Origin of the sequence: Pseudoalteromonas shioyasakiensis (genome assembly GCF_022398475.1) — a bacterium.
Classification (GTDB): domain Bacteria; phylum Pseudomonadota; class Gammaproteobacteria; order Enterobacterales; family Alteromonadaceae; genus Pseudoalteromonas.
The window spans coordinates 1-25,554 of sequence record NZ_JAKEVM010000055.1 but is presented as its reverse complement, the minus strand read 5'-3'; the positions used below and the strand labels follow the sequence as shown (position 1 = coordinate 25,554).

Sequence of the window (25,554 nt, the reverse complement as noted above, 5' to 3'; positions counted from 1 at the left end):
CATAATGAGTTCGTTTTTGGGCCTTACACTAGAAATGAATTTACAGCTTTAGAATTTCAACTCGCTTTACCTAAGCTTAAGTAAAAATTTACTTCTAATATTTACTTTGCTTTTGTTCATCGGACAGTTCATGTTCTGACGGCGGCGGTGATTGCGGTGGCGGAGATTAGATAAAGTAGTTCCATTTGCCATCATTGATTTAGTAAAACATCTACAGATGGTTTTTAGCATGATTAATATAAAAATTCGAATAGTGGAAGGCGTAAAAGTGCTTTTCTTTTCTTTCAGTATCGCTTAGTTTTAATACACTCAAGGTACAAACTTCCCCGATGGCTAAGGAGAGTCATAAATGAAACTTGCTCAATTGAATATCGCTCTTGCTAAATATCCATTAGATGCGCCAGAAATAAAAGATTTTGTTGATAATCTTGATTTAATAAATGGCGTTGCTGAAAGCAGTGCTGGTTTTGTATGGCGATTAAAAGACGAATCTGGTGATGCCACAAATATTAAAATGTTTGATGATCCGAATATGATAATCAATATGTCTGTGTGGGAAAGCGTTGAAGATCTCAAAAATTTTATGTTTCGTACTCACCACAGAGATTTCATGCGCAGAAAAGGTGAATGGTTTTACCGCTTAGCAGAAGATAGTTATGTTTTATGGTGGATTGAAGATAACCATATTCCAACCCCTCAAGAGGCATTAGAGAGATTGCAGTATCTGCGAGAAAACGGCGACACACCACATGCTTTCACATTTAAAAGCAATTTTACAGCTGAAGAATTTAAAAAATAAATAACAATTAACTGCGATAAAAATAAGGAAAAACTATGCATGTTGTATTAGGTGTTTTAGGTATTGTAGTGACCATTTTGGTGTTACTGAATAAACTTCAAGAAGGGGGAATAGATATTGGTTGGTTGAATCCTTTTAGCTGGCACCGACGTCGTAAGTTCAGAAAACACCATGATTTAAATCCCGCATTTAAGTTAGATTCACCGATGGATGTGGCTGCGTTATATATGGTTGCAGTGGCCAAAATAGATGGAGAAATGAGTAAAGAACAAAAAGAAAAAATTCTAGCTCTTTTTAACAGTGAATTTCATTTAAGTATGAAAGAAGCTACAGATTTATTACGCTCAAGTGTGCATTTATTAGGGCATACTAGTGACGTTTACAATAAACCTCACAAAGTAATTGAGCGATGCTTAGATAAAGTAACAAAAGAGCAAGCAGCTTCAATTTGTTATCTCGTCGATGAGGTAGCGAATGTTGAAGGTGAACCGACGGCTCAGCAAAGAAAACTTGTCACAGAGATAAAAAATGCATGCCCTCGGGAGGCTGCTGGCAAGTGGTAATTCATCCATAAACCCAACCAGCTGAAAATTAAAATGACAATTATAACCCCTTAACTGATTTTGAAACGTTCTAGTGAATATCGTGAAGATGTAACAACAAATCTAATTTTTAAAGATGTTTATAAGAGAGTTTTTATGAAAAAAAAGTTATCAGTGGCTTTATTGGTTTTATCATCTTTTGCTAACTCAACAACGTGGGGAGAGTTAGAAGTAGATGACCCAATCGTTAAGGGTGCAAAATGTGCGGTTGCTGAGCCTGCAAGCTATGGTGGTTATATTTACAGTTGGCCATCAAAATATGATCAGGTGTTTTGGCCGCATACGGATAGAAATGGCATTTGGTTTTGCGAGACATCGGGTTTTATAGCTTTAATTGGTGATTTTGACGAACTTAAACCTGCAGAAATTGAGAGAATAACGGAATTTCTTGCGTCTCAACACATTTCGAAGCCAACTCTCGAGCAAAAGTTAGCTTTGCTCGAGCAAACTTACGCACTTCGCGAAAAAGATGAATTTTTTAAAAATAAGTTGCTAAGAATCCTTGCTCGTTGGCAGCAGTCTTTAGGTAACCTTAATAAGGCAAATAGCTATCGAGCTAGAGCATTTAAAGATATTCAACATGCCCTTAATGGAGATTTAAATGGATATAAACGACTTGAATATCTTTATTTGGCGACTAACTACTCAAAGCAGTTTGCAGAGCAAAATAAAAATGTAGGTTACTTAGACGATTTGGAAACAGCATTGAAATCGGTGACTGATCCTGAGTTAAAAGGTTATGCTGAGTACTTGTCGGAATTGATAAAAGACAGCCTTTATATTAGAGAAGGCGGGAAACTCGACCCTGAAATACCAAGCAGCAATAATTAGAAGAAACATCAAGGATGAGGTAACAGATGAGGGATACGGCCATGATAAAACGCAACAAAGCTAATACTGGGCTATTTTTTTGTATCGGTGCTGCTATTGGGTTTTCAATCTTCATTGCATACCAGCAACTGCTTATAGGTCTTTTATTTGCTGTAATAAGCGTTAGTGTTGCAATCTTAGTTGTTTCAAATAAATGGTCTAAGTAATAATTCACTTTGTTATTGCTTTTACTAGGTGATGAAAAATGAATTTATCTTTCACTACAAAAAGATTAAATGTGATTGAAATAGACGCAAGCTCGTCAATGGATGAGCATCATCAATTAACGATTGCCTTACCAACGATATTAACCCCTGCTGTAGTTGCAAACTTACCTGGTTATTTTCAGGGGATAGATTCTATAGCTGTTGCTGAAAAGTGGTTGGGTAACATGCTTAACGAGTGCCGCTTATTAATGCTGCAATCTGAACATCAAGAAGTTGTTGGGCTTTTATTTATATATACCGAAAACCATAATGCTCATATTGGTTATTTGTTAGCTGAGCAATATTGGGGGCAGGGTCTTGCATTTGAGTTATTGCAGGGATTTATAAACTTGGCTGATACTCAGCCACACTGGCATAAGCTCATTGCTGGTGTTGATGAATCAAATACACCATCAATTAAACTTTTAAAAAAATTGGCTTTTGAAGAGCAAGCATCTAAGGAAAATGGCATGTTGTTTTATGAATTTAATTTAAACCAAGGCATACAATAATGATAATAACTGCATTTTTAGTTAACTCGTTTAGTGCAAATAATACAGGCGGCAACCCAGCAGGTGTCGTTTTGAATGCAGATAAACTCACAAACGCAGAAAAACTGACGATTGCAAAAGAAATTGGCTTTTCAGAAACCGCATTTGTGGCGCAAGATCATGAAGTTGACTTTGCTGTGTCATTTTTTACGACAACTGAAGAAGTTGATTTTTGTGGCCACGCAACCCTAGCGGTGTTTGCTACGCTCTTCGAACAAAGGTTATTAAAACCAGGTTATTACACTCAGCGAACAAAAGCGGGCTTGTTAGGCGTAACAATCGCCGAAGACGGTCAAGTTACCATGGAGCAAGCCTTGCCAAAATACCTAGGCAACTTTGCTTATGACGACCTTGCAGGCTTATTAGGACTTGATGAAACGACTCTAGCAGAAACAGGCTTGCCAATTGATGTAATAACTACAGGATTGCCAGATATTATAGTCGCTGTGCCGAATCGCTACTTAGATCAAATTGTTATTGATGAGGCAGCGCTTAGCGACTTCTGCCAACAGCATAACGTGATTGGTGTGCATGCCTTTGAATTGTGTGAAGAGCAAAGTGAGCTGACCGCAAGTTGTCGTAACTTCGCGCCTTTGGTTGGTATACCCGAAGAGTCAGCAACCGGTAGCGCCAGTGGTGCGCTTGCATGCTATTTATCAAAACATGTATTTGTACAGCAAGAAAACCATTTCAAGTTTGAACAAGGCCGAGCAATGGGGTGCAGTTCACATATTTCTGCCAGTGTTTATTCGGATGAGCAGGGTGTTTATAAGGTTCTTGTAGGTGGCTATGCAAATCACCTAGGTACTCAACAGGTTGTTATTTAAAAGCATTACACACAAAAAAGCCGCGTTATGAACGCGGCTTTTTTATTAAGCGACTAAATTAATCAGCCGCTAAGGTTTTTGCCATATCAGCACGGGCTCTGCCAGCAGGTTTAATTGAACCTGCACGAAGTCCGCTATCTGGAATAGCTGTACGCTTGTCATGCGCCATAGCCGCTGGTGTTGGCTCTGGCTCACTATCTGCAACTGGCGTAGGTTTTGCCATTGCAGCGCTTGCTGAACCTTTTACTAAAACAGTTTTTTCATTTTTAGCAGGTTCTACAGCTTTCACTGGTTCTTCAGCTTGTACTGGCTCTTCAGCTTGTGCTGGCTCTTCAGCTTTCACTGGTTCCTCAGCTTTCACTGGCTCTTCAGCTTTAACTGGTTCTTCAGCTTGTACTGGCTCTTCAGCTTGTACTGGTTCTTCAGTTTTTACTGGTTCTTCAACTTGTACTGACTCTTCAGCTTTTACAGGTTCTTCAGCTTGTACTGGTTCTTCAGCTTCAACTGGCTCTTCAGCTTGTGCTGGCTCTTCAGCTTTTACTGGTTCTTCAGTTTTTACTGGTTCTTCAGCTTGTGCTGGTTCTTCAGCTTGCACTGGTTCTTCAGTTTTCACTGGCTCTTCAGCTTTAACTGGCTCTTCAGCTTTAGCTGGCTCTTCAGTTTTAACTGGCTCTTCAGCTTTTACTGGTTCTTCAGTTTCAGCCTGAGCCTGTTTTGCTTTTAGCTCAGCTTCATATTCAGCAGCAGCTTGGTCGGCAACTGGAATAAATGCTGGCGCATCAGCTTTGTCATCACTTGACTTTTCATCATGCTCAGGGCGACGGCGACGTTGACCTGCGGCACGTAAGTGGCGAGGTGAACGACGAGAGCGTGTACGAGGTTGAGCTTGATCTTCATCAGTTGATGATTCAACTACCGATTCAGTTTGCTCAGCTTGTTTAGGCTCAGCGTCAGCTTTTACTGGTTCTGAAGATACTTGCTTTTCAGCAACTGGCTGTTCTGCTTGTTCAGTTTCAACTGCTACTTTTTCTTTTGCAGGCTTGGCTGGTTTTTCAGCTTTAGGTGCTTGCTCAGTTGTTTCAGTCGTTTGTACTGCTTTTGCTTCATCTGCGCTTTCATCTGTTACGCGAACTTTTTTGCGTAAGTTGCGACGTTGACGACGAACCTTAGGTTTAGTTTCCTTTGGTTGCTCAGATTTCGTCTCTGGTGCAGTGTCTTTATTCGTTTGTTCTACATCATCATTACGTTTTTCATTACGTTTTCTGTTGTTAGAATTACGACGACGTTTGTTGCGATTCTCGTTACCTTCTTTTTGCTCAGGCTTATTCGAAGTATTTGTGTTTTCTTCTTTAGCTTGTGCATCGTCAGGACGCTTATTACGAGAGTTGCGACGGCGTTGGTTGTTGCTACGACGACGGTTGTCGTTGTTGCGACGATTATTGCTACGTCTTTGTGCTGCTTTTTTCTCTTCTTGCTCTTTTTCAGCTTCCTCTTCGGCATTGCTGAATAACGACTTGAAGAACTTACCAATTGCAGCAAATAAACCACCTTCTGATTTTTTAGCCGCAGGAGTCGTTTGCTCAGCTTTTGGTGCAGCTTGAGGTGCAGGTGTAGTAGGCATAACAACACCTTTAAGAACCGGCTCTTCACGAACTGGTGCTGAAGGCGCTTTAGCCATTTCAAATGCTTCTGGCTCAGGAGCAACAACTTGCTCGTAGCTTACTGTTTCGATTGTTTCGTCTTTACGTAAGCGAACTACTTCGTAATGTGGCGTTTCCATGTGTTGATTAGGAATGATCACAACATCAACGTTATGGCGCTTTTCGATGCGTTGAACACTACGACGTTTTTCGTTTAATAGGTAAGCGGCAACAGCCACAGGCACTTGTGCATTTACTTGTGATGTGTTGTCTTTGATTGCTTCTTCTTCGATTAAACGAAGGATAGACAGTGCAATTGATTCGTTAGAACGAATCGTACCTTGACCATTACAACGAGGACATGGGCCTTGGCTTGCTTCACCTAATGAAGGGCGTAAGCGCTGACGCGACATTTCAAGCAGACCAAAGCGTGAGATCTTACCAATCTGTACACGGGCACGGTCAGGGCGAGCAGCGTCTTTTAAACGATTCTCTACTTCGCGTTGGTGGCGTGGAGGTGTCATATCGATAAAGTCGATAACAATAAGACCACCTAAGTCACGTAAACGTAATTGACGGGCAATTTCGTCTGCTGCTTCTAAGTTAGTATTAAGTGCTGTTTCTTCGATATCACCGCCTTTAGTGGCTTTAGATGAGTTGATATCGATAGACGTTAGTGCTTCAGTTGGGTCAATTACAATTGAACCACCTGATGGTAAGCGAACCTCACGTTGGAAAGCAGATTCAATTTGGCTTTCAATTTGGTAGTGAGTGAATAGTGGTACATCGCCCTGATAAAGCTTAACGCGGCTCATGAAGTCAGGACGGAAACGCTCAATATGCGCTTTCGCTTCTTCAAATACACGTGCTTTATCAATTAAAATTTCCCCAATGTCACGACGTAAATAGTCACGGATTGCGCGGAAAATTACGTTACTTTCTTGGTGAATTAAGAACGGAGCAGGGCCGCTATCAGCAGCTTGCTGAATCGCTTGCCAATGCACTAATAGGGCTTTTAAGTCGTACTCTAGTTCTTCAAATGATTTACCAACACCCGCAGTACGAACAATTAAGCCCATGCCTTTAGGTAGTTCTAAACGGCTTAGTGCTTCTTTAAGTTCAGTACGCTCATCACCTTCGATACGGCGAGAAATACCACCGGCACGAGGGTTGTTAGGCATAAGTACTAAATAGCTACCTGCAACGCTGATAAAAGTCGTTAACGCAGCACCTTTTTGGCCACGCTCTTCTTTATCAACTTGCACAATTACTTCTTGGCCTTCTTTGATCACGTCACGGATATTTGGACGACCTTGGAATGTATAGCCTTGTGGGAAGTAGGTGCGAGCTATTTCTTTAAGAGGAAGGAAACCGTGTCTTTCAGCGCCATAATCAACAAAGGCAGCTTCTAGTGACGGTTCGATACGGGTAATTTTACCCTTGTAAATATTTGCTTTTTTTTGTTCGTGACCTGGGCTCTCTATGTCTAAATCATACAGGCGCTGGCCATCAACCAGTGCAACGCGCATTTCTTCTTGCTGCGTCGCATTGATTAGCATACGTTTCATATTGTTACTCTACTAATTCTGTCGCTGACATGACGATATAAACTCGTCTGTTCAGTGGTTTCTGACGGTTGTTTTTGTGCAGTCTCACGACTGGGTAAAGTCAAAACCTGAAGTTGTTTGCTTACATTGAGCATCACTAAGTGTGGCTGACAATAACATGTTCTCACGTTATTAAATTCTTATAGGTGTCAAAACTGCCGCCAATTCTGCGGTTTTAATTTACGAGTTTTGTCCCGAAGTCGACCATGTTCAAATTTTTATTCAATGTCTTGCTACAACAGCTGCTTCTGAATGACGTTGCTACGTCGTCACTATCAGTCAATTTATCTTGTTCAATTGCTTTTTATGTTCATTAATCAACATTCGTGCTCAAATTATTCAGGCAATATATTACGCGCATCGCCGATAATTGAACGCTCGTGTTGGCTGGGTAATTATAAAAGCTTTGGAAAACTTAGCGCGGATCTGTATGATCGGCAACCCAGAATATGCTTCACGAATGTATTAATGTGATAAAAGCACCGTTGTTACTTGCAAACTTTATGTTCGCGACGGTGATTATCCCACTATTACCGTCGCGTTAGCAACTAAATTATTTACTTAAATCAGTGATTAGGCAATGTCAGAAAAAACCGGCTTACAAGTTTCGTTTGTTACCATAGGTGAAGACCATCTAGGTCAACGTATTGATAACTTTCTTATTACTCACCTAAAAGGTGTGCCTAAAAGTGCAGTTTATAAAATCCTTCGTAAAGGCGAAGTGCGAGTAAATAAAAAACGCATAAAACCCGTATACAAACTACAACTAAATGATGTGGTTCGTATTCCACCTATTAAAGTGGCCGAAAAAGAAGAGTTTGTGCCAAAAAAACTCGATAAAGTAAAACAACTTGAAGACGCCATTTTGTTTGAAGACAAGTATTTAATGGTGATCAACAAGCCTTCGGGTATGGCTGTGCATGGTGGCAGTGGCCTAAGTTATGGCTTAATCGAAGCGCTTCGCGTACTTCGCCCTGAAGAGCGTAGTTTAGAGCTTGTACACCGACTAGACCGTGACACATCAGGTTGTTTGCTTATTTCTAAACGTCGTTCAGTGTTAACTGATCTACATAAACAGTTACGTGAAAAAACCATGGAAAAAAACTATTGGGCATTAGTTGATGGTCAATGGGATTCTAAAACGAAAAACGTTACTGAAGGACTTCGTAAAAATACCTTGAAATCTGGTGAGCGTGTGGTTCGTGTTGATAATACCGAAGGTAAACCATCGCACACGCGTTTTCGTGTGCTTGAGCGATATGCTGAGTGCTCATTAGTGCAAGCGTCGCCAGTAACGGGGCGTACTCACCAAATTCGTGTGCATACGCAATGTAAAGGTCACCCAATAGCGTGTGATGATAAATATGGCGTTGCAGAGTTTGATCAATACGTAAATAAGCTGACTGGTTTAAACCGTTTGTTTTTACATGCCCATGATTTACGTTTTATGCACCCTAAAAACGAAACAACCATGCATGTTGAAGCGCCACTCGATAATGCACTTCAAAACTGTATCAAAAAGCTACGTGCCGATAATGAACAAGTTTAAGCTGGTTATTTTTGATTGGGATGGCACTGTGATGGACTCTGTGCCAAAAATTGTTACCTGCCTGCGAAATACTGCGCGAGACTTAGGTATTCCTGTTCCAACAGAGCAACAAGCAAAAGACGTCATTGGTTTGTCGCTGGCAAAAGCCACTGAAGTGCTTTTTCCGGCGCATTTACATTTAAACGACGAACTCGTTGCAGGTTACAAAGCACAGTACCGTGAGTTAGATGTTACACCTACACCTTTATTTAAAGATGTAGAATCCGTTTTAAAGCAGTTAAGTGATGCAGGTATGCAATTGGCTGTGGCTACCGGTAAAGGACGTGAAGGCATTGATAGGCTTCTTAATGAGTCATGTCTTGGGAAGTACTTTTTGAATGTAAAATGCTCAGATGATGCACAGTCGAAGCCATCTCCAGATATGCTTGAGCAAATATTGCACGAGCAGGGCATAGCAAAAAGTGATGCTGTGATGATTGGTGATAGCCAACTCGATATGGCAATGGCTAATGCCGCAGGTATTGCTTGTATTGGAGTGAGTTTTGGTGCCCATAGCCCGGCGCAGTTGCAACAACATACGCCGTTATGTGTTGTTGATTCATACCAGCAGTTAAAGCAATATTTGCTTTAACTGCTTAGCCAATTTAAACACTAACAACGTAAGCTAATAATCGAGTTTGTACATTTTTGGCTATTGTGTTCAGTAGAACACAATTCCTTTTTAATTTTTCGGTTACAATTCCCAGCTAAATGCGCATTACCACGTGTGTGGCTATCAATCGTTTCAATTTCTTTACTATTTTCCTCAATAAACTTAAGTAGACAATTTGAAATAGCTACATCAGTTAAATCCACCACAGGACTGAATAATAAGTTCATTGCCATACCATCTATAATTGATGCGCCACGGTTTAACTTGTAAGTTAAGTTTAATTTACGAGTACCACCAATATTAAATTCACCATTATATTTCACTTCAAAGTTTAAAAGGTTATCCGAACTTCCATAAACCTTACTAATATAAGAACCTATTTCATTGTGTTGGAGACTTATTTGAAATCCTGAGTCGCCTTTACGTAGTTTTAGCACACTTTCAGTTGTATCAGAGGCTTTAAAGTTATCAAACCAATTTGCATCAAAAAGTTCTTTTTCTATGAATTTTGTTAAATCTTCATGGAGGTTGGTTTGATATTGTTGATTGCCAAAGTAATTAACTGGGTGTAAGGCACAGCTATCTTCGTTATTTGAACTCGTTGAATTAAGCTCAAGCGGACTTTGAATTTTAGAGGATGTTGTGGAAGAACTCTTCGATACTGCGGTTCTGAAATCTCGGTCTATATCGTAAAAAGTTTTTAATAAATCTTTTTCTGAGGTGTTTAATGGCAAGCTTTCGATTGTTGAAATAATCTCATTTTCTTGAGAAGTTGATGAGTTGTTTGTCGCCTTAACATTAAATTTAAAAGCTCTTTTATCTAATGGATTTACTATTATCAAGTTTTTCGATGAAGTATCGCATTTAAGAATAGGCTGACCAAGGTGTAACCTTTCATTAGATGAAGGTTCCCTTTGGCAGTCAGGTTTGACGTGGTGTTCTTTAGCAATTGTTTTGGCTTTTTCATAATTACACGTATTGCATGAGTAAACTTCTAATAACCCTTGTGAGGCATGCATTTTGCTCGTAAACAAACTTAACCCTGATAGAAAAAAGGTTATTAACAATCCTTGTCGAGTCATAAAGCCTTTCCTTTTTAGCTGAATTTTAATCTATGCTATTTAATAGATTTTACTAAGTTTTGTGACATGTCAACACGTCAACACCAAACTCAGCCAGCACTTTAGTTAATGTGATCAGTGGCAGGCCTATCAATGTATTAGGGTCATCGCCACTGAGCTTTTCAAATAAACAGATGCCTAATCCTTCACTTTTAAAGCTACCTGCACAGTTGTATGGCTGCTCTGCATCGCAATAAGCATTGATCTGTTCAAGTGTGAGTGCTTTAAATGTCACATCAAATGGCACCACGGTGGTAATTGCTTTGTCGCTTTGTATATCAAATACACTTAAACCAGTTAAAAAGGTCACTATATGGCCACTAAACGATGATAGCTGCTTAATGGCATTTTCTTTAGTATGAGGTTTACCTAAAATTGTATCGTTGAATACCGCAACTTGATCAGAGCCGATCACCAAACCTTCACTAAAATGTTGTTTGGCAACTCGGGCTTTTTGCTCGCTTAAACGAGCAACTAATTGCTCTGGTGTTTCAGCTGCAATAGGGGACTCATCAATATCTGGAGAAAAACTTTGAAAAGGTAAGTTAAACTTAGTTAATAATTGCTGTCTAAATGGTGAGCTTGACGCTAATATAAGTGTTGGTTTCATAATAAATTCTGGATGAAAATTGTATTTTGCCAAGGATAAGCCACAATGAATCCTAAAACAAAGCAGAAGATCGTTAAAAACCTACCAAAATTGGTTTTTTACTTTGACTAACTTACTAACTATCTATATGATGCAGCCCCTATGCAAAAGGTGAAAATTCCCATCACTCTTCATCCCAGCAAAGCAGCTCAACATCGTTTAACGTATGACGGTATTGTCCCGCTTGAAAAACTTTCTCGTTTAGAGCAAGTTGTGCAGGAGGAAGCAGGTGAAATAGCGGTAAAGATTCATTGCAAAATTGACGAGCAAGGTTTAGTGGTAATAAGTGGTAACTTATCAACACATGTAACTGTAACTTGTCAACGCTGTAATGGAGAATTAGGGTTGGATTTGGAACAAGACTTTGTGTATTCGCCAATTGGTTTGGATGCAGAGTCAGATCATCTACCTGAAGGTTACGATGAAGTAGAGCTGGACGAAAACGGTGAAATCAACGTATTTGAGTTAATCGAAGACGAACTGATTTTAGCTATTCCAATAGTGCCTACACACAACGAAGCTTCATGCAGTTATTCATCAGAGCCTACTAGCTTTGGTAAATTAGCAGCAAAAGATGACAAACCAAATCCATTTGATATTTTGAAACAACTTAAGAAAGATTCTTAGGAGAAGACTAATGGCTGTACAAAAAAGCAAAAAGTCTCGTGCAAGACGCGGCATGCGCCGTTCACACGATGCGATCAGTGGTCCAACTTTAACTGTAGATCAAGTTTCTGGTGAGACTCACCGTCGTCACCACGTAACTGCTGACGGTTACTACAAAGGCGTTAAAGTAATTTCTAACTAAGAGATTGCTATATGCTGACCAATCTAACCATAGCGTTAGATATGATGGGGGGCGATTACGGCCCCCGTTCATCTATCCCCGCTGCCGTGCAAGCGGTAAATGCTAATACCAACTTAAGACTCATCTTATGTGGTAATCAGCAAGTTATTCTAAAAGAACTCGAAGCACTCGATTCTGTTTCACACCCTCGTTTAATTATTCGCCATTGTAGCGAAGTCGTCACAAATGCGTGTGAACCTGCTTCAGCGGTTCGTTCTAAAAAAGATTCATCAATGCGAGTTGCCCTCGATTTAGTTAAATCGGGTGAAGCGCAAGCGTGTGTAAGCTCTGGTAATACAGGCGCGTTATTTTTTATGGCGCATTATGTATTAAAGATGCTTCCAGGCGTAAAACGGCCTGCATTAATCTCTGCTGTTCCAACCGAACGTAAAAACCCTGTTTATTTACTTGATTTAGGCGCTAATGTGCATTGTGATGCGCAAACCCTTTATCAATTTGGCATTATGGGTTCTGTGGTAGCAGGGCAGGCACTTGGGTGTGATAACCCAAGAGTTAGTTTATTGAATATTGGCTCTGAAGACATCAAAGGGCATGAAGGAATAAAACAAGCTGCACAGTTAATGCAGCAGTGTGAATATCTCAACTACACAGGTTACAGTGAAGGTAGTGATATTTTCAGTGGAAAAGCTGATGTTATTGTGTGCGAAGGATTTGTAGGTAATGTGGCATTAAAAACCTGTGAAGGTATTGCCAAACTGATCATGCATAAACTCACCAAAGCCTTACACAAGCATTTCTTATACAAAAGTTTAGCGTTTTTATTGCGTCCAGTGATAAAAAAACTCTACAAGCGGGTGAACCCCGACCAGTATAACGGCGCAAGTCTGGTAGGATTGCGCGGTATTGTTGTTAAAAGCCATGGCAATGCCTCACCAAAGGCGTTTCATGCTGCTATTGATGAAGCCGCGCGGGAAGTCGAACGCCAACTCCCTGAAAAAATCGCTGCGATTTTTGAGCAAACACATCCAACAACAAAGTAGTGCAGCATATCTAAAACTTGTTATGCTGCCTGCTACAGAATATTTTTTTGTTTAATTATAAGAGCAAAGTATGGCACATAAAATTGCACTCGTATTTCCAGGTCAAGGCTCACAAACTGTGGGCATGTTATCTGAACTATTAGCTGATTCACAAATTGCTAAAGCAACATTCGCTGAAGCATCTGAAGCTCTTGGCTATGATCTAGCTGCACTTGTACTAAATGGTCCAGAAGAAGAATTAAATCAAACCCATCGTACACAACCAGCACTTCTTACTGCTAGTGTTGCTATTTACCGTCAATGGTTAGACGCAAACCCTGATGCCGATGTTGTTATGGCTGGTCACAGTTTAGGCGAGTATTCAGCATTAGTTTGTGCTGGCGTTGTAAGCTTAAGCGAAGCCGTTAAACTAGTAGAAAATCGTGGTTTATATATGCAAGAAGCAGTACCTGCGGGTGTTGGTTCTATGGCTGCAATCATCGGCTTAGGTGACGACGAAATCAAAGCAGCGTGTGAAGCATCAGCAAATGGTGAAGTCGTTTCACCAGTAAACTACAACTCACCAGGTCAGGTTGTTATTGCCGGCCACAAAGCGGCAGTTGAGCGTGCATCAGAAGCATGTAAAGAAGCAGGTGCTAAACGTGCTTTACCACTCGCAGTGAGCGTACCTTCTCACTGTGAACTAATGAAACCAGCTGCTGAAAAATTAGCTGCTGATTTAGCGGCTTTAACATTTAATACACCTAAGTGTGATGTAATCAACAACGTTGATGTAAAAGCTGAGCAATCAAGTGAAGTAATTAAAGATGCATTAGTACGCCAACTTTACAGCCCGGTACGCTGGACTGAAACTGTACAAGCATTAGTTGCGCAAGGTATAACACAAAGCTATGAGTTTGGCCCAGGTAAAGTATTAACGGGTCTTGCTAAACGAATTGATAAAGCAATGGTATGTGGTGCGGTTAATACGCAAGCTGCTATTGATGAAGCGAAATAAGTAGGAATAGAATGACAAATTTATTTTCTCTTGAGGGCAAGGTTGTCCTAATCACTGGTGCAAGCCGTGGTATTGGTAAAGCGATTGCAAATACGCTAGTTGCACAAGGTGCAAAAGTAGCCGGTACTGCAACAAGCGAATCAGGTGCTGCTAAAATCAGTGAATACCTGGGTGACAACGGTAAAGGTTATGCCCTTAACGTTACAGATCCTGAATCGATTGAGGCGACACTTGCTGCGATCAAGGCTGATTTAGGCGATATCGACGTATTAGTTAACAATGCGGGTATTACTCGCGATAACTTATTAATGCGTATGAAAGACGGTGAGTGGGATGACATCATCGACACGAACCTAAGCTCAATTTTCCGTTTATCTAAGGCTGTTTTACGCCCTATGATGAAAAAGAAAAATGGCCGTATCATTAATATCGGTTCTGTTGTGGGCACTATGGGTAATGCGGGTCAAGCTAACTACGCTGCAGCGAAAGCGGGTGTAATTGGTTTTACTAAGTCATTAGCACGCGAAGTTGCATCACGTGGTATCACAGTGAACGTTGTTGCACCTGGTTTTATCCAAACAGATATGACAGACGAGCTGACTGAAGACCAAAAAGCAGCTACGCTTGCAAATGTACCTGCAGGGCGTTTAGGCCAACCTGAAGAAATCGCTGCTGCGGTATGTTATTTAGCATCTGACGCTGCTGCGTATGTATCAGGCGAAACATTGCACGTAAATGGCGCGATGTACATGGTTTAATGAAAGTTAGCAAAAATTTGCTAACGAAAGATTATCGAAAATTGTTGAAATTTTTGTGATCTTGCTTTAAACATACTTGAATTCGCTATGAAAATAAGCGATAAATGAACAAATACTATTCGAGAGGTTTGACCAGATAAGTAATTATCAGCAAATCCTTGAATCACAGAATTATGCGGCGTAAACTACGCCGCAATCTGAAAATAACGCATTGGCGTTTTTAATAAAGGAAAGAAGAATGAGCGACATCCAAGAACGCGTAAAGAAAATTATCATTGAGCAACTAGGTGTTAAAGAAGAAGAAGTAAAACATGAAGCTTCTTTCGTTGACGACTTAGGTGCTGATTCACTTGACACTGTAGAACTAGTAATGGCTCTTGAAGAAGAATTCGACACTGAGATCCCAGACGAAGAAGCTGAAAAGATCACTACAGTTCAAGCTGCAATCGATTACGTTACAGCTCACGCTGAGTAATTTTACGCATTTTGATTTTAAGGGCAGCATTAAGCTGCCCTTAGTCTATCTATAGAATGATACTAATAAATTTGGTATACACCCCACCTAAAATAATTTCCTTATTGGAGGCAACCCGTGGCTAAACGTCGAGTCGTCGTAACTGGCTTAGGAATGTTGACACCGCTAGGTAATGATGTTGAATCTACTTGGCAAGGTTTGTTAAACGGTAAAAGTGGTATTCAAACTATCACGCATTTCGATACCTCAAGTTTCGGCACCAAATTCGCAGGTTTGCTGAATGACTTTGATGCATCAGCTTACATGTCACCGAAAGATGCAAAGAAAATGGATTTGTTTATCCAATATGGCATTGCAGCGGGTGTACAAGCACTACAAGATTCTGGTCTAGAGATCACTGAAGAAAACGCCACTCGTGTTGGTGTAGCAGTGGGTTCTGGCATCGGTGGTTTAACTTTAATTGAAGAAAACCACATCAAACTATTAAACAGCGGCCCGCGTAAGCTTTCTCCGTTCTACGTGCCTTCGACCATTATCAATATGATTTCTGGTCATTTATCGATTATGCACGGTTTACGTGGTCCTAATATTTCAATCGTTACAGCCTGTACTACAGGTCTACATAACATTGGTCATGCTGCGCGTATGATTGCATACGGCGATGCAGATGCAATGGTAGCCGGTGGTGCTGAAAAAGCATCGACACCAATTGGTATGGGTGGCTTTAATGCAGCACGTGCATTATCAACTCGTAACGATGATCCACAAGCAGCATCTCGTCCTTGGGATAAAGACCGTGACGGTTTCGTTCTTGCTGATGGTGCTGGTGTTATCGTACTTGAAGAATATGAGCATGCTAAAGCACGTGGCGCGAAAATTTACGCTGAACTCGTTGGTTTTGGTATGAGTGGCGATGCATATCACATGACGTCTCCACCTGAAGACGGTGCAGGCGCAGCTCTAGCGATGGAAAATGCCCTAAACGATGCACAAGTTAATGCAGACCAAGTTGGTTACATTAATGCTCACGGAACATCGACTAATGCAGGCGATAAAGCCGAAACATCAGCTGTTAAAACTATTTTTGGTGATGCAGCGAAAGATGTGATGGTAAGTTCATCTAAATCAATGATGGGTCACTTGTTAGGTGCAGCAGGTTCAGTAGAGTCGATCATTACTATCTTGTCACTTGTTGACCAGAAAGTAAGCCCTACAATCAACCTTGATAACCCAGATGAAGGCTGTGATTTAGACTACGTACCGCATACTGCACGTGATGCTAAATTGGATTACGCACTATGTAATTCATTTGGTTTTGGTGGTACTAATGGCTCGTTGCTATTTAAAAAGGTATAATTCTTTTTAACAACGGACTAAAAAGAAGAGCCCAGTTGTTTAACTGGGCTTTTTTGTATGAGTAAATTAAAACAAACAATAAAAATAATCACACCAGACACCACAATAAGTACGCAAGACCGTGGCTTAAATTATGGTGACGGCTTTTTTACCACGGCCTCTGTGGTGAATTCTGTCGTTGAGCACTGGGATTTACACAAAGCTCGTTTAGAAGAATGCGCGCAAAGACTATTTTTCCCCGAATTAGATTTAACCGCAATTGAGCGTGAAGTTAACCACGCAATCAGTGATAGACAAACTGGTATTTTAAAAATAGTTATCACCCGTGGTGCTGGTGGGCGTGGTTATGGCTTACCAGATACACCAAGTATTCAAGTGCTGATCAGTATAATGCCTGCAGTTTCACACTATAAAAGTTGGCAGCAGCAGGGCGTAAGCTTAGCAGTCAGCGACGTGAAACTTGCACATCAACCTTTACTTGCAGGCTTAAAAACATTGAACCGTCTAGAGCAAGTGCTTATCAAAAAGCAAATGAGCAGCCTTGAATGTGATGACGTTGTTGTTCTTGATTATGATAACAATGTGATTGAATGTTCGGCTGCAAATTTATTTGCTATTAAAGACGGTCAAGTTATGTCACCTAAGTTAGACCGCTGCGGTATCACTGGGGTTTATCTCAGCGCTTTATGTGATAAGTTAGCCATTGAATTTAAAGCAATCCAATTAGATGAGCTTTTAGCTATGGATGCCGTATTTATGTGTAACAGTTTAATGGGCGTGGTTCCCGTTGCACGGATTGCTGATACACAGTTTGATATTGAATGCAGTAAAGCGCTATTAACGGCGCAGTTTGCCAAGGAGAGTGTGTGATAAAAGTCATTGTTAGCGTGCTGTTATTAGCATTGCTATGTTGTGGTATTGGCTATCAACAGCTTCAATCAGCATTAAAAATGCCGTTAAAGGTTGAAAACAGTACTTTATTTAAAGTAGAACGTGGCACTGGCTTTAATCAGCTTTGCCAAGCATGGCAAACAAAGCACTGGGTTGATAGCTGTTTTAAATTTCAGGTACTTGCTAAATTAGATCCTACGCTTACCGATTTAAAAGCGGGTCTATATGAACTGGATACAAGCGCTGTTATTGATAATATTCGTCGTATCAATCAAGGTGCACAAGTGAGTTTTAGCTTCACAATTATTGAAGGTCAGCCACTTCGAGACGTTGTTGCTAATATTCAAAAGCAAGCGCATTTAAACCAAGACTTAGATACAGAAAATTTAGCGGCGCAGATAAGTAACACGCAAGAGAATTTAGAAGGCTGGTTGTTCCCTGACACCTATCACTACCACAGTGAAGATAGTGCCAGCGGCTTATTAAAACGCGCATACAACAAAATGCAGCAGGAATTAGACACCGCATGGCAAACTAGAGCAGCAGATTTGGTGTTAAGTTCACCGTATGAAGCGTTAATACTGGCTTCTATCATCGAAAAAGAAACGGGCCTTGCTTCTGAGCGACCATTAATTTCTGCGGTATTTACCAATCGTTTAAAAACCAATATGCGCTTACAAACCGATCCAACTGTTATTTATGGTATTGGTGCTGATTTTGATGGCGATATAAAACGAAAAGATTTAAAAACCTATACACCGTATAACACGTATAAGATAAAAGGCTTGCCGCCAACACCCATAGCCATGCCTTCGAAAGCAGCGATTTTGGCCGCGGTTAATCCACCTGAGTCTGAATATGTGTATTTTGTTGCGAAAGGGGATGGTAGCCATCAATTTTCGAAAACATTGCAAGAACATAATCGTGCGGTAAAGCAGTACCAATTAAACTAACAACCAGAATTGAGTCTATGACAGCGAAATTTATAGTGATTGAAGGCCTAGAAGGTGCCGGAAAATCAACGGCCATTGCCGTATGCCAAGCTTATTTAGAAAACAAGCAAGTCGATTTTATTAATGTACGTGAGCCTGGCGGTACAGCTATGGCTGAAGAGCTGCGTAATATCGTCAAACAGGCTCACCAAGAAACAGTGACGGGCGAAACGGAGCTGTTAATAATGTATGCAGCACGCTCACAATTAGTTGCTAATGTTATTAATCCGGCACTTGAAAAGGGCACTTGGGTTTTAGGTGATCGCCATGATCTTTCATCACAAGCATATCAAGGTGGGGGTCGCGGTATTGAACAGACTAAACTCTCTTTTTTAGCTGATATGGTGCTAAATGGTTTAAAACCGGATTTAACCATTTATTTAGACATTGACCCTGCAGTTGGGCTTGCTCGTGCAAAAGGCCGTGGTGAACTTGATCGTATCGAACAAGAAGCATTAGGCTTTTTTGAGCGCACTCGCGCACGCTACCTTGAAATAGCTAAAACTGATAGCAGTATCAAAACAGTGGATGCAAACCAAACAATGCCAGAAGTACATGCGGCAATCACAACTGTGCTTGATAACTTTTTTGCAGGTTTAAATTAATATGCCTTTGCCGTGGCTTGAAGGGCTTTATCAGCAACTAGCGCAAAGTTTTGCACAGCAACGCTTTCATCATGCCCAGCTATTTAATGGTGATAAAGGTGTTGGCAAACAATGTTTAGTCGATTCGCTCGCCGATGGCTTACTTTGCGCGTCACCTGTAAATTTAAAAGCCTGTGGCAATTGTAAAAGCTGTCAACTTAATCAAGCGGGTACTCATCCTGATAAACGCGTTGTAAAGGTGGAAGGCCAAACAATAGGCGTTGATGAAATTCGTGAGATCAGTGATTTTATCAACCATTCAGCGGCACAAAATGGTAACAAAGTAGTTGTGCTCGAACAGTGTCACAAAATGACCACTGCTGCGGCTAATGCTTTATTAAAAACCCTTGAAGAGCCAAGCTTACGCCGTTATTTATTGTTAACGTGCGAGCAAACAGCATTATTACCTGCAACAATTTTAAGTCGCTGTGCCGTACACGAAATAAAAGTTAACTCTGAATATACGAAAAAATGGTTAGCATCATTAAATATTGCTAATTATTCATGGTTAGAGTTGTTCGCTAGGCAACCTTTACTTGTTCAGCAGTGGCAAAATGACAACCAACTTGAAGCTGTCGATTCTCTTTATAAATTTGCAACTGAGATAAAAGACAGCCATAATTTCAGTGCGTTAGTCGACATCCTTAATAAAGATCATAACTTGGTTAATGTATTTGCTTTGTTCTTAACAGAGCATCTTAAAACGCAATTAATGTTAGGAATGGACTTTTTCAATTATCAGAAAGCACAAACTGCAATTTCAGAGTTTCTTTATAATAACTCACATGTGCTTGGCTTGAATATGGAACTAGCCATTTCACAATTAGCGTTTACTTTACGTGAAAGCCAAAATTAGGAAGTATCGTGCAAGAATTATTAGTAGATATTGAAGACTTAGAAGAATTATATCGCTGTTACATGCCTTATCTAAAAAATGGTGGTTTGTTTGTTCGCACTAATATGCGCTTTGAAATGGGTCATTCATTGGCTTTAAAGGTCACATTACCAGATGCATTAGAAGATGATGTAGTAACGGGTAAAGTTGCTTGGATCACACCACAAGGTGCACAAAGCTCAAACCCACCAGGTATTGGTGTTAATTTTATCGATGATAAAACCAATTTGAATGCGAAAATCGAAAAACTACTCGGTACTATGTTAAACTCCGGCAATCCGACCTATACCATGTAATAAAAGTAGTACCATGATTGTAGATTCTCATTGTCATTTAGATCGTTTAGATTTTGAAAAACTAGACTTAGACTTAGACCAAGTACTAGATAATGCTCGCGCTAAAAAGGTTGAACACTTTTTATGTGTAAGTGTAACTTTAGATCAATTCCCAAGTATGCTGGATAAAATTAAGAACTATCCAGATGTTTCTGCATCATGCGGTGTGCATCCACTCGATCAAAAAGACGCACTCGATAAGCAAAAGCTTATTTCACTTGCAAGCCACGACAAAGTGGTTGCTATTGGCGAAACGGGTCTTGATTACTATTACTCAAAAGACACCCATATTGTTCAGCAAGAGAGTTTCGTCGGTCATATCGACGTTGCCAATGAGCTAAATAAGCCGCTTATTATTCATACACGAGACGCTAGAGAAGACACTATTAACTTAATGCGCGCTCACAATGCTGAGAATTGTGGCGGTGTATTGCATTGTTTTACAGAAAACTGGGAAATGGCCAAAAAAGCCATTGATATGGGCTTTTATATTTCGATTTCGGGCATTGTTACGTTTAAAAATGCAGTAGAGTTAAAAGACGTTGTAAAGCAAATTCCGCTAGATCGCTTACTAATCGAAACAGATTCACCGTATTTAGCACCTGTGCCATATCGTGGTAAAACAAATCAACCAGCCTATGTTGAAGATGTCGCTTACTACATTGCTGAGTTAAAAGGGCTCACTTTTAACGAATTAGCTGAAGCAACAACTAACAACTTTTATTCGTTGTTCAATCAGGCTAAAAGGGCGTAATAGTGGACGGCGTATCGAACTTACCTCAGTTAGTAATGGGGCCAATGGTACGCCGAGCAGATGCAGGGCGAGTGTGCTTTCAATTTGTTACAACTAGGCCTTGCCAATACCGAATAGAGTTTAAAGGTGTTGAGACATTCTCTAGCTTAGAATCAATCCAATTAGGGCAACACCTTTACTTAAATTTCATTAATGTCATGCCAGTCAGTGGCCAGTTTGCAGTTGATTCACTGATCTACTATTCATTACATGATGAAGAAAAAAGCCTTGATTTATCGTCTTATTGCTATGAACATGCCGAATCTCCGGCATTTGTGATCCCAAATCGACTCGATAGAATTCTTCATGGTTCGTGTCGTAATCCTCATCACCCTGCAAAAGACAGCCTGGTTGCTGCAGATAATTGGCAAAATGATCAGCGCCAATCGCTTAATGCAGGTGCTGATTTATTATTGTTATCTGGCGACCAAATATATGCGGATGATGTCGCAGGGCCAATGCTGCTCGCGATTGAAAAAGTGATTAGTCTATTTGGTGTGTTTCAAGAACCAGAGCTTGATTTAGATTTGCCAGAAGAGTTTGAGCAGCAACTATATCAGCGCCATTTACACTTACCCAAAGTACCTTGGCAGAAACGGAGCAAATTTGGTGTTGGTTATTGGCTCAAAAAAGACGAGCCACACTTCTCAAGTTTAAAAGCTGAAAACCACTTAATTCATTTTCAAGAATTTATTGCGCTTTATTTATTAAACTTCAGCGCTGTTACTTGGCAGCTAATAGATTTTGAATCAATTGAATGCCTAGCATTAGCCCCTAAATACGCTAACTTATTTAAACTTGAAAAGGACGCACTGGTTGGCTTTGCAAAGGGTCTTCAAAGCGTTGAAAGGTTATTCGCTAATGTGTCGACATTAATGATGTTTGACGATCATGATGTCACCGATGATTGGAACTTAACCGCAGGCTGGGAGCAGGCTATTTATCAGCACCCAGCTAGCCGTCGTATTGTAAATAATGGTTTAATTAGTTATTGGTTAATGCAGGGGATTGGTAATGATGCAGGCGATAACTCACTGTCTTTATTACCCAGCTTTAAAGAAAGTCTGCAGCAACAGAGCTGGTATTTTAAAGACTTTGATAAGTTAATACTCAATTTTAACCATTGGCATTACGAGCTTAATACCATTCCAAAGGTTGTAGTGCTCGATACCCGAACCCATCGCTGGCGTAATGAACAAAACTTCAATGAGCCATCAGGTTTACTTGATTGGGAAAGGCTCACTGAATTAGAAGAAAGCTTATTGTCTCACGATAAAGTGATTATCGTATCTCCAGCTCCGGTGTTTGGTGTTAAATCGATTGAAGCAATTCAAGCGATTTTTAATTTTTGCGGGCAACCCTTGTTAGTTGATGTTGAAAACTGGATGGCCCATGAAGGTTCTGCTAAAAAGTTGCTAGATACTTTTCGCCGTGAAGATACGCCAAAAGAAACCTTGATCCTCTCTGGTGATGTCCATTATTCATTTTGTTTTTCAGTGCAAAAACGCTTTGGTAAGCATAAAAATCGGATTTGGCAGTTGACCGCCAGTGGCATTAAAAATGAGTTCCCACGTAAACTTATTAATGTACTCGATAAGCTCGACTCAATTTTATATGCGCCAAAAAGCCCACTTAACTTTTTCACTAAACGTTGGCAAATGGAAGTTGATAAACACCAAACCATAGGCGAAGGGCAAAAGTATTTGGTCAGTAATGCGGCTATCAGCTTAATTGAGCTCAATGACGGTTTGCTTGCTAAATATGAACTTATTCACGCTGATAACCAAATAACTGAATTCGATTTAAACGATAATTAATCTATTGCTTTGCGATTCGCCTCAACGTAGTCAGCAACATTACTTACTGTATCTAACCAAAACCCATTTTTAGGATCTTGTAGATAAACAATGAGCTGCTCTAGCGCGTCGGTGCCGGTAGTGTACTGATCTCGTTTGCCAATATCGTGGCCTGCCAGAATGATCCAACTATTGTTAGTTCGGTGCTGCTCTATGGTTTTTTGGATCTCTTCGAAAGTAAGTCCATCAATGGGTAAGCTAGTTAACTGCGAAAAGTCTGTAAAGTTGGGGTTATTCGCCGTTTCGTCGAGCCAAGTTCTACCTGTTTTAAAGTGCTTGGCTATTAACGGTACATAACTTTTAGTATTTGCACCACGGCCAACAAAGGTGTTTCCGCAAGGGTAGGCAAAAGCGGTTGGTGTCACGTTGAGTGTGGCTTTTATATAGTCTTGCCCCTTTAAGATATCTTGCTCCATTTCTTTTAACGTAAATTGTTCAAGCGACACCCCAAGTTCACGAAGCCATTCAAAGTTGCCGGTACACAAGTGGCTTGCCGTATGATTAGCAATTTCGTGACCTGTTTTTACAGCCATTTGCCACTTTTCAACACGTTCTTTTACGTTAAAAGGGGATACATAAAATGTCGCTTTTATTTGGTATTTGTTTAAAAGCGCTAAACCGGTATCAACTTGGCTATGTCTTGCATCATCAAAAGTGATACTGACAGCATTTTTAGCCTTATTAGGGTAGTCAAAGCCTAGGTAGTCACTGCTTTTTGCCAGAGTTTGGCAGCTGATTAAAAGTGGTAGTACGACGCACAAGGGTTTAAGCATAATCAATCCTTTATCATTGTTTTTACAATGAAATCAAAAAGGCTAATGCTTTGATATGCGACTTTTGAATAAAAAACGCCCAGAACGAATCCGCATTGTTCTGGGCTTAGGGGGTGGCTCGTGTGAGCCTGCGCTAACTATAAAAAAACACCTTCTAAATTCAGTAGGGAGAAGTAGAAAGTACTTTTAAGTGTAGTTAATCAGCAGGAAATTGCACGGTAAATGTACAAATTTTATACTAGTTTAAAATCAGTCTGTTACATCTTTTTACCTAAATTAGTGCCTTATTTATACAGTCTTTATGCGCAACTTATACCCAAGTTATCAACTGGGCATTTTGGACCAAATCACGAGGTAATGAGTTCTTAATTTTATTCTTTTGCCACTTACCTAGGCCTACCGGACAACCACATAACATTAAAACTACTTCACCATTATCTTGCGTTGGTTTTTCTAGCCTAATATCTTTACCGTTAAAGTAATCGTTTGCTTGGCAAGCAGACATCTCAAAGGTATTTTTATCGCAATCTTGGCCAAAGACAGTGGCAAACTCGTGAGTTAAGCGAACTCCGCCTTTGTGGATCACACCAAGTTGAATACCTAAACGTGAGTATTTAATTTTATCTTGCAGTTCATCAAAGCCACCAGGAAACAACCAAAGCTCTTTATCTCGCTGCATTAACGTGCCTTTGAGTGATTTTAGACCGAATTGTTTTTTAATTGTTTGCATAAACGCTTGGCTTTGCTTTTTATCAAACTCAGCAAACGGAAATGCGCCTTTTTTAACTTTTTGATTAGGGTTATCGCTTGACGCTATTTTCTTAAATTTAGCGATGAAGAAACCTTCACTGTCGTAAGTTTGCGGCCAAACATGCAAATAACCTTCACTGGTTGTTGCTTTGTCTGCACCATCAAAAAGGCTATCGAGCGATTGTACTTCGATGCAATCAGGGAACTCTGCTAATAGATACTCACACACTTGTTGGTTTTCAAGAGGTGTTAAAGTACAGGTCGAATACACTAATGTGCCGCCTGGTTTTAATGCATAAAAGGCACTTTTGATAAGGGCTTTTTGCACAGCAGCAATATCAATATTAGATTCGATTGACCAATTCTTTAGGGCGTCTGCATCTTTACGAACCGTGCCTTCACCTGAACACGGGGCATCTAGCAAAATACTGTCGAAGCACTCATACATGTAATCCCCAAAGATCACACCGTCAAAATGTGATAATGCACAATTACCTACGCCCATACGTTTAAGGGTTGCTGCTAATACTTTTAAGCGTGACGATGACAACTCATTGGCCACTAACACGCCACTATTATCCATCATGGCAGCGATTTGTGATGTTTTTGAACCCGGTGCCGATGCCATATCAAGTACCGCATCGCTTTGCTGAACTTCGGCTCTCAGTGCTACCGGCGGTAACATTGAGCTGGCTTCTTGTACATACATAGCACCACTTAAGTGTAAATCGGTATTTCCGATGGCAAGCGCCGCTTCTTCGTCGCTAGGACGTGTTAGCCAGAATCCTTCTTCACACCATGGAATTGCTGTTAATTCCCATCCTTTTTTGGCGCATTGACGCTGAAATTCATCGACTGACATTTTTAAGGTATTTACGCGAACAGATCGTCTGAGTGGGCGGCGACAGGCTGCAATAAAGTCGTCTAATGATAAATGTTCGGGAAGGTAGCTTTTTACATCATCAATAAATGAGTCAGGAATATATGTATTAGCGTCCACTAAATGGCTCTCACATCACGTAATAATAGCTGGATCATACCATTTATAGCGCTATCAGGGGATATTTTTAGCTTTTTAAGAGTGATATTGAAGTGTCGACATATTGCTAATATAAATG

The 25,554-nt window shown here is 40.4% G+C and carries 26 protein-coding genes; 21 read left to right on the top strand and 5 right to left on the bottom strand.

The features are described from left to right. Positions 1-349: 349 nt before the first annotated feature. From L1D51_RS11325 to L1D51_RS11305, 5 genes are all read left to right on the top strand, one after another. The gene (locus L1D51_RS11325) at positions 350-799 is read left to right on the top strand and encodes a DUF3291 domain-containing protein (RefSeq protein ID WP_055198668.1); all 450 of its coding nucleotides are present in this window, start codon (positions 350-352) and stop codon (positions 797-799) included. A 35-nt stretch (positions 800-834) separates the two neighbouring features. Continuing rightward, the gene (locus tag L1D51_RS11320; RefSeq protein WP_055198667.1) at positions 835-1,362 is read left to right on the top strand and encodes a tellurite resistance TerB family protein; all 528 of its coding nucleotides are present in this window, start codon (positions 835-837) and stop codon (positions 1,360-1,362) included. A gap of 60 nt (positions 1,363-1,422) precedes the next feature. Beyond that, positions 1,423-2,232, top strand: coding sequence for a hypothetical protein (locus tag L1D51_RS11315; protein ID WP_239963695.1), 810 nt, complete (start codon positions 1,423-1,425; stop codon positions 2,230-2,232). A 244-nt stretch (positions 2,233-2,476) separates the two neighbouring features. Beyond that, complete coding sequence (locus L1D51_RS11310; protein ID WP_055198665.1) at positions 2,477-2,989, top strand: GNAT family N-acetyltransferase; 513 nt, start codon at positions 2,477-2,479, stop codon at positions 2,987-2,989. Beyond that, positions 2,989-3,855, top strand: coding sequence for a PhzF family phenazine biosynthesis protein (locus tag L1D51_RS11305; protein WP_239963694.1), 867 nt, complete (start codon positions 2,989-2,991; stop codon positions 3,853-3,855). The genes L1D51_RS11310 and L1D51_RS11305 overlap by 1 nt, the downstream gene beginning before the upstream one ends. A 58-nt stretch (positions 3,856-3,913) precedes the next feature. Here L1D51_RS11305 and rne read toward each other — a convergent pair whose 3' ends face one another. Beyond that, positions 3,914-7,063, bottom strand: a complete 3,150-nt coding sequence (gene rne / locus L1D51_RS11300) for a ribonuclease E (protein ID WP_239963693.1) — start codon at positions 7,061-7,063, stop codon at positions 3,914-3,916. 619 nt (positions 7,064-7,682) lie between these two features. Here rne and rluC point away from each other — a divergent pair. Both rluC and L1D51_RS11290 read left to right on the top strand, forming a co-directional pair. Continuing rightward, positions 7,683-8,651 carry a 23S rRNA pseudouridine(955/2504/2580) synthase RluC gene (gene rluC / locus L1D51_RS11295; RefSeq protein ID WP_054561362.1) on the top strand — a complete coding sequence of 323 codons (969 nt, stop codon included), beginning with the start codon at positions 7,683-7,685 and terminating at the stop codon, positions 8,649-8,651. Continuing rightward, on the top strand, positions 8,638-9,282 hold the full coding sequence (locus tag L1D51_RS11290) for an HAD-IA family hydrolase (RefSeq protein ID WP_239963692.1): 645 nt from the start codon (positions 8,638-8,640) through the stop codon (positions 9,280-9,282). The genes rluC and L1D51_RS11290 overlap by 14 nt, the downstream gene beginning before the upstream one ends. A gap of 20 nt (positions 9,283-9,302) precedes the next feature. Here L1D51_RS11290 and L1D51_RS11285 read toward each other — a convergent pair whose 3' ends face one another. Both L1D51_RS11285 and L1D51_RS11280 read right to left on the bottom strand, forming a co-directional pair. Next, positions 9,303-10,385 (bottom strand): hypothetical protein, encoded by a 1,083-nt coding sequence (locus L1D51_RS11285; protein ID WP_055198661.1) that lies wholly within the window; start codon positions 10,383-10,385, stop codon positions 9,303-9,305. Between the two features lie 52 nt (positions 10,386-10,437). Beyond that, positions 10,438-11,034, bottom strand: a complete 597-nt coding sequence (locus L1D51_RS11280) for a Maf family protein (protein ID WP_055198660.1) — start codon at positions 11,032-11,034, stop codon at positions 10,438-10,440. 141 nt (positions 11,035-11,175) lie between these two features. Here L1D51_RS11280 and yceD point away from each other — a divergent pair, with 141 nt between their 5' ends. The 14 genes from yceD (at position 11,176) to L1D51_RS11210 (ending at position 22,874) form a co-directional block, all read left to right on the top strand. Beyond that, entirely contained in the window at positions 11,176-11,700 is a 525-nt protein-coding gene (gene yceD / locus L1D51_RS11275) for a 23S rRNA accumulation protein YceD (RefSeq protein ID WP_054554711.1), read from the top strand. A 10-nt stretch (positions 11,701-11,710) separates the two neighbouring features. After that, the gene (gene rpmF / locus L1D51_RS11270) at positions 11,711-11,881 is read left to right on the top strand and encodes a 50S ribosomal protein L32 (RefSeq protein WP_036967969.1); all 171 of its coding nucleotides are present in this window, start codon (positions 11,711-11,713) and stop codon (positions 11,879-11,881) included. An 11-nt stretch (positions 11,882-11,892) separates the two neighbouring features. Continuing rightward, positions 11,893-12,921: a phosphate acyltransferase PlsX gene (gene plsX, locus L1D51_RS11265; RefSeq protein WP_054554712.1), complete on the top strand. Its 1,029-nt coding sequence runs from the start codon at positions 11,893-11,895 to the stop codon at positions 12,919-12,921. A gap of 70 nt (positions 12,922-12,991) precedes the next feature. Continuing rightward, entirely contained in the window at positions 12,992-13,918 is a 927-nt protein-coding gene (gene fabD, locus L1D51_RS11260) for an ACP S-malonyltransferase (RefSeq protein WP_239963691.1), read from the top strand. Positions 13,919-13,929: 11 nt separating this feature from the next. Beyond that, positions 13,930-14,676, top strand: coding sequence for a 3-oxoacyl-ACP reductase FabG (gene fabG / locus L1D51_RS11255; RefSeq protein WP_054554714.1), 747 nt, complete (start codon positions 13,930-13,932; stop codon positions 14,674-14,676). A 238-nt stretch (positions 14,677-14,914) separates the two neighbouring features. Continuing rightward, complete coding sequence (gene acpP, locus L1D51_RS11250; RefSeq protein ID WP_016707440.1) at positions 14,915-15,151, top strand: acyl carrier protein; 237 nt, start codon at positions 14,915-14,917, stop codon at positions 15,149-15,151. A gap of 117 nt (positions 15,152-15,268) precedes the next feature. Beyond that, the gene (fabF, locus tag L1D51_RS11245; protein WP_054554715.1) at positions 15,269-16,507 is read left to right on the top strand and encodes a beta-ketoacyl-ACP synthase II; all 1,239 of its coding nucleotides are present in this window, start codon (positions 15,269-15,271) and stop codon (positions 16,505-16,507) included. A gap of 57 nt (positions 16,508-16,564) precedes the next feature. Beyond that, on the top strand, positions 16,565-17,377 hold the full coding sequence (gene pabC, locus L1D51_RS11240) for an aminodeoxychorismate lyase (RefSeq protein WP_239963690.1): 813 nt from the start codon (positions 16,565-16,567) through the stop codon (positions 17,375-17,377). Then, positions 17,374-18,351 (top strand): endolytic transglycosylase MltG, encoded by a 978-nt coding sequence (mltG, locus tag L1D51_RS11235; RefSeq protein ID WP_239963689.1) that lies wholly within the window; start codon positions 17,374-17,376, stop codon positions 18,349-18,351. Before pabC ends, mltG begins: the two co-directional genes overlap by 4 nt. Positions 18,352-18,368: 17 nt before the next feature. After that, positions 18,369-18,995: a dTMP kinase gene (gene tmk / locus L1D51_RS11230; RefSeq protein WP_054561369.1), complete on the top strand. Its 627-nt coding sequence runs from the start codon at positions 18,369-18,371 to the stop codon at positions 18,993-18,995. Between the two features lies 1 nt (position 18,996). Next, positions 18,997-19,890 (top strand): DNA polymerase III subunit, encoded by an 894-nt coding sequence (locus L1D51_RS11225; RefSeq protein ID WP_239963688.1) that lies wholly within the window; start codon positions 18,997-18,999, stop codon positions 19,888-19,890. A gap of 8 nt (positions 19,891-19,898) precedes the next feature. Then, the gene (locus tag L1D51_RS11220; RefSeq protein ID WP_054554720.1) at positions 19,899-20,225 is read left to right on the top strand and encodes a PilZ domain-containing protein; all 327 of its coding nucleotides are present in this window, start codon (positions 19,899-19,901) and stop codon (positions 20,223-20,225) included. Between the two features lie 13 nt (positions 20,226-20,238). Then, entirely contained in the window at positions 20,239-21,018 is a 780-nt protein-coding gene (locus L1D51_RS11215) for a TatD family hydrolase (RefSeq protein WP_054561371.1), read from the top strand. Beyond that, positions 21,018-22,874 (top strand): alkaline phosphatase D family protein, encoded by a 1,857-nt coding sequence (locus L1D51_RS11210; RefSeq protein ID WP_425605542.1) that lies wholly within the window; start codon positions 21,018-21,020, stop codon positions 22,872-22,874. Before L1D51_RS11215 ends, L1D51_RS11210 begins: the two co-directional genes overlap by 1 nt. Here L1D51_RS11210 and L1D51_RS11205 read toward each other — a convergent pair. Together L1D51_RS11205 and rsmF are read right to left on the bottom strand one after the other, a co-directional pair. After that, positions 22,871-23,686 carry a polysaccharide deacetylase family protein gene (locus L1D51_RS11205; RefSeq protein ID WP_054561372.1) on the bottom strand — a complete coding sequence of 272 codons (816 nt, stop codon included), beginning with the start codon at positions 23,684-23,686 and terminating at the stop codon, positions 22,871-22,873. The genes L1D51_RS11210 and L1D51_RS11205 overlap by 4 nt on opposite strands. Before the next feature lie 310 nt (positions 23,687-23,996). Beyond that, positions 23,997-25,436, bottom strand: coding sequence for a 16S rRNA (cytosine(1407)-C(5))-methyltransferase RsmF (rsmF, locus tag L1D51_RS11200; protein ID WP_055198655.1), 1,440 nt, complete (start codon positions 25,434-25,436; stop codon positions 23,997-23,999). Positions 25,437-25,554 lie beyond the last annotated feature (118 nt).